Below are 9,247 nucleotides of genomic sequence, written 5' to 3'. Positions count from 1 at the left end.
CCGCCCTCGCGGTCGCCCGGCGCCTCGGCGGCACCCGCGCCAGCCGGCCCGAGGCCGACGCCGCGTCCCGGGCGGCCGGTGCGGGCGGCATCTCCACGCAGGCCTGGGGCATCGCCGACAAGGTGCTCGAGGTCGAGGACGCCGTGCGCGCCCTGGGCCCCGCGGGCGCGAGGGTCGTCGAGGTCCACCCCGAGACGTCGTTCGCCGTCATGGCCCGCCACTTCCGGGAGCCGGCGCCGGCCGGCAAACGCTCCGCGGCGGGCGTCGCCCAGCGGGTCCGGCCGCTGGCGAGCACCATGCCCTCGCTCGACGTGCTCGACGCCCTGGCGGGGGTGCCCACCGGCCGGGGCACGGACGCGCTCGTGCCGGTCGACGACGCCCTCGACGCCCTGGCCGCGGCCTGCTCGGCGCTGCGGCACGCCTTTGGGCAGGCCCGCGTTCTCGGAGCGGGGACGACGGCCGTGTGGTCGGACGGCTCCCCCGCCCCGGGGCGGGCCGTCCTCGTCGTCTGACCGTCCTCGTCGACCGACCGTCCTGGTCGTCCGACCGGCCGGACGCCCGCGCGCCCGGCCGGTGCAGGACGGCCTCAGTCGAAGACGGGGCCCTGCGAGCGGCTGCGCTTGAGCTCGTAGAAGCCGGGGGTGGCGGCCACGAGGAGGGTGCCGTCCCACAGCCGGCCGGCGGCCTCGCCCCGCGGGGTGGGGGTGACGACCGGGCCGAAGAAGGCCACGCCGTCGAAGGCGACGACCGGGGTGCCGACGTCCTCGCCGACCAGCCCGATGCCCTCGGCGTGGGACTGCTTGAGCGCCTCGTCGTGGTCGTTCGACCCGGCGGCGTCGGCGAGCGACGCGGGCAGGCCGACCTCCTCGAGGGCCTCGACGACGACGGCGTCCCAGTCCTTGCGCCCGCCGGGGTGGATCCGGGTGCCGATCGCGTCGTACAGCCGCTTGACGACCTCGTCGCCGTGGGCCTGCTGGGCGGCGACGACGACGCGGACCGGGCCCCACGCCCGGGTCATCATGTCGCGGTACTCCTCGGGCAGGTCCCGGCCCTCGTTGAGGACGGCGAGGCTCATGACGTGCCAGCGGACGGTGACGTCGCGGACGGCCTGCACCTCGTCCATCCAGCGCGAGGTCATCCACGCCCACGGGCAGACCGGGTCGAACCAGAAGTCGGCGACGGCGCCGCCCTGCCCGGCCTGGTCGGTGCTCTGCGTCTGCTGGGTCACGTCGGGTCTCCTGCGGTGGGGGGCGGGTCGGGCGTGCGGGGGTCCGGTCGGCACAACCGTGCCCGCGGGGCCGCCATTCCGCACGCGGGGCGGGACCGCCGGGGCGGGCCCCGTGACAGGATCGCGCCGTGCCAGGGACCAACCTCACGCGCGACGAGGCGCAGGCTCGCGCCGCCCTCGTCCGCTCGCAGAGCTACGACGTCGACCTCGACCTCACGACCGGGCCGGACACCTTCGTCTCCACGACGACGGCCCGGTTCCGGACCACGGGGCACGGCACCACGTGGCTGGACCTCGTGGCCGAGCACGTGGAGGCCGTCGAGGTCCGCACCTCTGCCGGCAGCCGGCGGCTGGACCCCGCCCACGTCCACCACGACTCCCGGCTGTGGCTGCACGACCTGCCCCCCGGCGACGTCGAGGTCACCGTGACCGCCCGGTGCCGCTACATGAACACCGGCGAGGGCCTGCACCGCTTCGTCGACCCCGTCGACGGCGAGGCGTACCTGTACACGCAGTTCGAGGTCGCCGACTCCCGCCGCGTCCTCGCGGTCTTCGAGCAGCCCGACCTCAAGGCCACGTTCAGCCTCACCGTCACCGCGCCCGAGCACTGGCAGGTCGTCTCGGTGTCCCCGACGCCGCAGCCGGAGCCGGCCGGGCAGGGCCGCGCGACGTGGCGCTTCGCCCCCACCCCGCGGCTGTCGTCCTACGTCACCGCGCTGGTCGCCGGGCCGTACCACGCGGTCCGCGAGCAGCTCACGAGCCGCGACGGCCGTACGGTCCCGCTCGGCGTGTTCTGCCGGGCCTCGCTCGCGGAGCACCTGGACGCCGCGGAGATCCTCGACACCACCCGCCGCGGGTTCGCCTTCTACGAGGAGGCGTTCGACCAGGCGTACCCGTTCGAGAAGTACGACCAGCTGTTCGTCCCCGAGTTCAACGCCGGGGCGATGGAGAACGCCGGCTGCGTGACCTTCACCGAGACCTACGTCTTCCGGTCCAAGACCCCGGAGGCGTTCCACGAGCGGCGCGCGGTGACGGTGCTGCACGAGCTGGCCCACATGTGGTTCGGCGACCTGGTGACGATGCGCTGGTGGGACGACCTCTGGCTCAACGAGTCCTTCGCGGAGTTCGCCTCGACCCTGGCGACGGCGGAGGCCACGCGCTGGGACCAGGCCTGGACGACGTTCTCGGCCATGGAGAAGTCCTGGGCCTACCGGCAGGACCAGCTGCCGACCACCCACCCGGTCATCGCCGACATCCGCGACCTGGAGGACGTCGAGGTCAACTTCGACGGCATCACCTACGCCAAGGGCGCCAGCGTGCTCAAGCAGCTCGTCGCCTGGGTGGGCCGCGAGCAGTTCCTCCAGGGGCTGCGGGCCTACTTCCGGGCGCACGCCTGGGGGAACACCGAGTTCGGCGACCTGCTCGGCGAGCTGTCCACCGCGAGCGGCCGCGACCTGGACGACTGGGTCCGCCGCTGGCTGCTCACCTCCGGCGTCACCACCCTCGGCGCCGAGGTCGAGGAGGCCGCCGACGGCACCATGTCGCGCGTCACCCTGGTGCAGACCGCCCCCGACGAGCACCCCGTCCTCCGCCCCCACCGCCTGGTCGTGGGCTGCTACGAGCTGCAGGGCGGCGCGCTCGTCCGGACCCGGCGCGTCGAGCTCGACGTCGACGGCGCCCGCACCGAGGTGCCGGAGCTGGCGGGGACGCCGCGCCCGGCGATGCTCCTGCTCAACGACGAGGACCTGGCCTACGCCAAGGTCCGCCTGGACCCGGTGTCGCTGGCCACGGCCACCGAGCACCTGCGCGCGATGCCGGACGCCATGGCGCGCAGCGTGGTCTGGGGCGCGGCGTGGGACATGCTCCGCGACGCCGAGACAGGGGCGGGTCGCTTCGTCGACCTCGTCCTGGGCAACGTCGCCGCGGAGACCGAGTCGTCGGTGGTGCTCACCCTGGTCCGCCAGCTCAGCAGCGCCGCGCGGCTCTACACCGCACCCGAGCGCCGGGCCGCGACGGCGGAGCGGGTCGCGACCGCGCTGTGGGACCTGGCGCGCGCCGCCGAGCCCGGCAGCGACATCCAGCTGCAGGCGGTCCGCGCGCTCTGCGGGACGGTCCGCCGCGCCGAGCACGTCGAGGTCGTCCGCGGCCTGCTCGACGGCTCGCTCGAGCTGCCCGGGCTCACCGTGGACACCGACCTGCGCTGGGACCTGGTCGGCGCCGTCGCCGGCGCCGACGAGGACGGCTCGCTCGGCTCGGCCGCGCTCGTGGAGGCCGAGCTGTCCCGCGACGGCACCGCGTCCGGGCAGCGCGCCGCCGCGTCCGCGCTCGCGGCCCGGCCGACCGTCGAGGCCAAGGAGGAGGCCTGGCGCGCCGTCATGGCCGGGGACCTGCCCAACGCGGTCTCCGCCGCCACCATCGGCGGCTTCTCCCGCGCGCCCGAGCCCGAGCTGTTCGAGCGCTTCCTCGACCGGTACTTCGAGGCGCTCCTGCCGCTGTGGGACGGGCGCACGAACGAGATGGCGCAGCAGTTCGTCAGCGGCGCCTACCCGACGGCGCTGGTCACCGAGGACGTCGTCGCGCGCGGCGACGCGTGGCTGGCCGCCCACCCCGACGCGCCCGGCGGCCTGCGCCGCCTCGTGCTGGAGAACCGCGACGGTACGGCGCGCGCGCTGCGGGCCCACGCCCGCGACCGCGCCGACGCCTGAGGCGCGCAGCCGCCCGACGTCCCGTCACGACGGCACCCTGAGGCGGTCTACCCGTCACAGGGTGCCGTCGTGGCGACACGGGTTCGCCGCGGCGGCACGTCGTGCCGTCAGGGCTCAGACGCCCTCGCGCAGCACCCGGCCCAGGCTCGCCGCGCGCGGGCTGCGCACCAGGTCCTCCAGCAGCACGGGCATGCCCGCGCCGTCCGCCAGCGGCAGGCGCCAGTTGGGGTACTCCAGGTGAGTCCCCGGCTGGTTGATGGCCCGTCGGTCGCCGACCGCGTCCGGCAGCGCGACGCCGAGCAGCAGGCTCGGGGTCCACGTCAGCAGCCGGTGCAGGGCCTCGACCGTCTGCCGCTCCACCGCCTGCTCCGGCAGCAGCCCCAGGTCGGTGAGCATCTGCAGGTAGGCCGCCCGGTCGGCGGTGTCGGCCGCGCGCTCCTCGGCCGGGTCCCGGGTGAGCAGGCCGAGCCGCTCCCGGACCTCGATGTGCTCCCCGGCCAGGTACCCGGCGGTCGGGGGCAGGTCGTGGGTGGTCACGGTCGCCAGGCACAGCTCGCGCCACTTCTGCGGCTTGAGCGGCGTGCCGTCGGCGTCCTTCTCGAACCACAGGATCGACGTGCCGAGCACGCCCCGCTCGCGCAGGTAGTCCCGCACCCACGGCTCGACGTTGCCCAGGTCCTCGCCGACGACGACCGCGCCGGCCCGGTGGGCCTCCAGCGCAAGCACGCCGATCATGGCCTCGTGGTCGAACCGGACGTAGGTGCCGGCGTCCGGGCCCGCGCCCGAGGGGATCCACCACAGCCGGAACAGGCCGATGATGTGGTCGATCCGGATGCCGCCGCCGTGCCGCAGCACCGCGCGGAGCATGTCGCGCAGCGGGGCGTAGGCCGCCTCCTCCAGCGCGTCGGGGCGCCACGGCGGCTGCGACCAGTCCTGGCCCTGCTGGTTGAAGGCGTCCGGCGGGGCGCCGACGCTCACCCCGCGGGCCATCGTGTCCTGCAGCGCCCAGGCGTCCGCGCCGTCCGGGTGCACGCCGACGGCGAGGTCGTGGACGATGCCGAGCCCCATGCCGGCCTCGACGGCGGCCCGCTGGGCGTCGCCGAGCTGGATGTCCATGAGCCACTGCAGCCAGCAGTGGAACTCGACGCGGTCGGCGAGCTCCTCGCGCAGCTGGACGACGGCCTCGCTCGTCGGGCTGCTCGCGTGCGCGGGCCAGCGGGGCGAGGGGACGCCGTAGAACTCGCGCAGCGCGCACCAGGTCGCCCAGTCGACCAGGCCCTGGCCCTCGCGCTCCCGGAACGCCTCGAACGCCGCCTGCCGGGCGGGCGAGCGGCGGACCGCGAAGACCCGCTCGAGCGCGGCCTTCTTGGCCTCCCACACCAGGTCGCGGTCGATGAGCACGTCGTCCCGGTTGAGCTCGCGCAGCTCCTCGGCGTGCCACTCCACGACCGCACGGTCCGCGGCCGACAGGTACGCGGTCTCCCGGACGTCCTCCACCCGCAGGTACAGCGGGTTGACGAAGCGGCGGGTCGCCGGCAGGTACGGGCTGGCCTCGACCGGCGCGACCGGGTCGGGGGCGTGCAGCGGGTTGAGCAGCACGAAGCCCGCGCCGTGCTCGCGCGCGGACCAGCTGGCGACCTCGGCGAGGTCGGCCATGTCGCCGAAGGCCCAGGAGTCCTCCGAGCGCAGCTGGAAGAGCATGGTCATGAAGCCCCACTGCCGGTGCTCGGCCAGGGCGTCGGGCAGCCGGAGCCGGTCCGGGGACACGACGAGGACGCCGGTCTGCTCGCGGGCCTGCTGCGCGCCGGCGGGGTCCGCGCTGGCCAGGTGCAGCTCGTGCCAGCCCAGGGGCAGGTCCGCGGGCAGCGCGAACACCGCCTCGCCCAGGCGCTCGCCGTCGACCTCGCGCGGGCCGGCCGAGCCGGCGACCTGCGACAGGTGGCGGCGGCCGCCCTCCTCCAGCCACACCGTGAGCTCGGCGGACCAGCCGTCGGGGACGTGGGTGGTGACCGTGGCGCCGGTGGCGGCCTCGCGGACGACGGTGACCGGCGGGACCGGGCGGCGCCAGCCGCGCAGCTCGGTGTCGGTGAGCGCGGCCGCGAGCGCGTCGGGGGTGGAGGCGTCCACCTGCAGGGCGGCGAGCACCGCGAGCACCGTGCTGCGGGGCACCGTGACGTGCGCGCCCTGCCAGTCCCAGTACTCCGTGGCCACCCCGTAGGCCGTGGCGAGCCGGACGAGGTCCTCGTCCAGGCCCTGCTCCTGCGTCGCCCCGTCGTCCACCTGGTCGCTCCGTCCCGGCGGCGGGTCGGCCACCTGTCCAGGGCCGCTCGGCCCGGCGGCGATCCTCCCAGACACAGGCCGCGGGCGACGACGGGACGCGGGCCCGGCGGCCCGGCGCCCGGCCCGCGGGGGCCCGGTCGGGCTGGGCCGGTCGGGTGGTGCTCGCTCCAGGCCCCCCGGGGGCCCGCCGATCTGGTGGTATGCCCCGACCCCTCCTGCCCGTCGCCCTCGCGAGCGTCCTCGCCCTCGCCACCGGCGCCCTGCCCGCCTCCGCCGCCCCCGCCGGAGTCCCCGCCCCCGCACCCAGCACGGCCGCCACCACCACGACCACGGCCCCCGCCCCGACCCTGGAGGCCGCCCCGACCCTGGAGGCCGCCCAGACCACGGAGGCCGCCTCCACCACGGGCGCGACCACCGAGCAGGCCCTCTCCGCCGCCTCCGACGCCGGGACCGCCGTGCGCGTCAACGTCGGCGGCGGCGCCTGGACCGACTCCTCCGGCCGCGCCTGGACCGCCGACACCGGCGCCACCGACGGCCGCACCACCGGCGTCGCCGCGCAGCCGGTCGCCGGGACCACCGACGACGCCCTCTACCAGTCGCTGCGCGTCCAGCTCGGCCGATACGACGTCAAGGTCCCCCAGGCCGGCACCTACCGCGTCACCCTGCACCTGCAGGAGAACTACCACGACGCCCCGGGCGAGCGGGTCTTCTCCGCCACCGCCGAGGGCCGCACCCTGGTGTCCGACCTCGACCTGGTCGCGCGGGTCGGCCGCGCCACCGCGCACACCGTGAGCGCCGACGTCCCCGTCTCCGACGGCGTCCTCAGCCTGGGCTTCACCGCCCGCCGGGACTCCGCGACGCTGTCCGGCGTCGAGGCGACCCTCGTGGGCAGCGCCCCGGCCCCCTCCCCCACCCCGACCCCGACCCCGACCCCCGTCGCACCGTCGCCGGTCGTGGGTGCCCCCGCGTTCCCGCTCACCGCCTCCGCCGACCGCCGCTCCGTCGTCGACGCCGCCGGCCGCCCGTTCCTCTACCTCGCCGACACCCCGTGGCTCGCCCCCAGCCGGCTCACGCAGCCGCAGGTGCTCGAGCTGCTCGACGCCCGCGACCGCCAGGGCTTCACCGCCGTGCAGATGTCGGCGCTGGACTTCCTCCACCTCAGCGACGCCCGCAACGCCTACGGCGACTGGCCCTTCGCGGCACCGACCGACCTGTCGCGCCCGCTGGAGACCGGCGCCCGCACCCGCGACGCCGCCAGCCCCGACTACGACTACTGGGACCACCTGGCCTGGATCGTCGAGCAGGCCGGCGCCCGCGGCATGGCCGTCACGCTGGTGCCGTCCTGGTACGGCTACGCCGGCGAGGACTGGCGCGGGCACGTCACCACGTCGCGGGCCACCGCCTACGGCTCGTTCCTCGGCCGCCGCCTGGGCCACCTGCCCAACATCGTCTGGCTGCTCGGCGGCGACAACAACCCCGGCACCGCGACCGGTGACGTCAGCAAGGTGCCCTCGGGCCTGGACCGCAGCAGCCGGGTCGCGGCGACCGACGCCATGGCCACCGCGATCCGCTCCGCCGAGCCGGTCCGCCACCTCATGACCTACCACGCCGCCCGCACCGTGAGCAGCTACGCCGCCTTCGAGGGCCGCTCCTGGAAGTCGCTCGCGTCGGCCTACGGCAACGAGCGCACCTACCTCGCCGCCGCCGGCAGCACCGACCGCGGCCTGCCTGTCGTCGTCACCGAGGCCTACTACGACGCCCGCACCCGCTCGCCGTACCTCGACGGCCGCGCCCTGCGCGCCCAGGCCTGGTGGTCCGTCCTGCACGGCGCCGGCTTCGCCTACGGCCACGAGAACGTCTGGGACATCGACAGCGGCTGGCGCACCGGCCTGGGCGCGAGGTCGGCCTCCGACGTCACCCGCATCGCCTCGATCGTCGGCACCTCCCGGCCCGTGCACCGCTCCTCCACCGTCCTCAGCTCGGGCGTGGGCAGCTCGACCGGCCACGACCGGGCCGTCACCGGGCGCGTGGGCACCACCGCCTACACCTACGTCCCGACCTCCCGGACCGTCGGCGTCGACATGGACGCCCTGGGTGGCAGCACGGTCACCCTCGCGTGGGTGGACCCGGCCACCGGCGCCCGCAAGGCCGTCGGCAGCTTCGCGGCCAGCGGCACCCGGTCCGTCCCGTGGCCCGGCTGGTCCGACGCGGTGCTGGTGATGACCGCCTCCTGACAGACCGCTCCCCGCGACGGCGGGCGCGCCGCGACCGCGGCGCGCCCGCCGTCCTGTGACGTCGCCTTGTGCAGGGGGACTGGAAAAGTCATCCGCCAGACACCCACCCGGGCCCCCGGGTGGGCGATAGTGCGGCCATGCCCCCCTTCCTCCCTGCCCTCGCCACGGGGATCGCGCTGGCCAGCACGCTCGTCCCCCTCGAGTCGCTGCGGGACCCCGTGCCCGCGGCCGCCGCCCCCGCCCCCGTCGTCCGCGTCAACGTCGGCGGCCCCGCGTACACGGACACCGCCGGCCGCACCTGGGCCGCCGACACCGGCCGCGGTGACGGCCGCCGGACGAGCGTGACCAGCAAGCCCGTCGCCGGCACGGCCGACGACCGGCTCTACCAGCAGATGCGGGTCCGGCTCACGCGCTACGAGGTCCCCGTCCCGGAGGACGGCACCTACCGCGTGACGCTGCACCTGCAGGAGAACTACCACTCCGCCGACGGGAAGCGGGTCTTCTCCGCCACCGGCGAGGGCCGCCCGGTCGTCACCGACCTCGACCTGCACCGGACGGTCGGCAAGCGCCACGCCCACCAGGTGAGCGCCGACGTCCCCGTCACCGATGGCGTCCTGGACCTCGCCTTCACCGCCCGGAAGGACGGCGCCACGCTGTCGGCGGTCGAGGCGCGGCTGGTCGGCACGGCGTCGCCGGCACCCGCGCCCTCGCCGTCGCCCGCGCCCCCCGCCCCGGTGCCGGACCCCGGACCCGTCCCGGAGCCCGCCCCCGAGCCCGAGCCGGACCCCGCGCCCGTGCCC

6 protein-coding genes are annotated in these 9,247 nt (G+C 76.2%); 4 read left to right on the top strand and 2 right to left on the bottom strand.

Annotated elements, in window-relative coordinates; all coding sequences use genetic code 11:
- A partial coding sequence (locus WCS02_RS13955; RefSeq protein ID WP_340294247.1) for a DUF429 domain-containing protein occupies positions 1 to 512 on the top strand: 512 nt, incomplete at its 5' end.
- 74 nt (positions 513 to 586) lie between these two features.
- On the opposite strand, the gene WCS02_RS13950 is transcribed toward WCS02_RS13955, so the two are convergent.
- Positions 587 to 1,228, bottom strand: coding sequence for a mycothiol-dependent nitroreductase Rv2466c family protein (locus WCS02_RS13950; RefSeq protein ID WP_452039060.1), 642 nt, complete (start codon positions 1,226 to 1,228; stop codon positions 587 to 589).
- 128 nt (positions 1,229 to 1,356) lie between these two features.
- On the opposite strand from WCS02_RS13950, the gene pepN reads away from it, so the two are divergent.
- Positions 1,357 to 3,933 carry an aminopeptidase N gene (pepN, locus tag WCS02_RS13945; RefSeq protein WP_340294245.1) on the top strand — a complete coding sequence of 859 codons (2,577 nt, stop codon included), beginning with the start codon at positions 1,357 to 1,359 and terminating at the stop codon, positions 3,931 to 3,933.
- A gap of 114 nt (positions 3,934 to 4,047) precedes the next feature.
- On the opposite strand, the gene malQ is transcribed toward pepN, so the two are convergent.
- Complete coding sequence (gene malQ, locus WCS02_RS13940) at positions 4,048 to 6,213, bottom strand: 4-alpha-glucanotransferase (RefSeq protein ID WP_340294243.1); 2,166 nt, start codon at positions 6,211 to 6,213, stop codon at positions 4,048 to 4,050.
- Between the two features lie 200 nt (positions 6,214 to 6,413).
- On the opposite strand from malQ, the gene WCS02_RS13935 reads away from it, so the two are divergent.
- Together WCS02_RS13935 and WCS02_RS13930 are read left to right on the top strand one after the other, a co-directional pair.
- Positions 6,414 to 8,447, top strand: a complete 2,034-nt coding sequence (locus WCS02_RS13935) for an apiosidase-like domain-containing protein (protein ID WP_340294241.1) — start codon at positions 6,414 to 6,416, stop codon at positions 8,445 to 8,447.
- Between the two features lie 137 nt (positions 8,448 to 8,584).
- Positions 8,585 to 9,247, top strand: a 663-nt coding sequence (locus tag WCS02_RS13930; RefSeq protein ID WP_340294239.1) for a malectin domain-containing carbohydrate-binding protein, incomplete at its 3' end; no start/stop codon positions are given.

The sequence above is a fragment of the Aquipuribacter hungaricus genome, from assembly GCF_037860755.1.
Classification (GTDB): Bacteria; Actinomycetota; Actinomycetes; order Actinomycetales; family JBBAYJ01; genus Aquipuribacter; species Aquipuribacter hungaricus.
The sequence above is the reverse complement of the archived record's forward strand: the minus strand, read 5'-3'. Positions and strand labels throughout refer to the sequence as shown.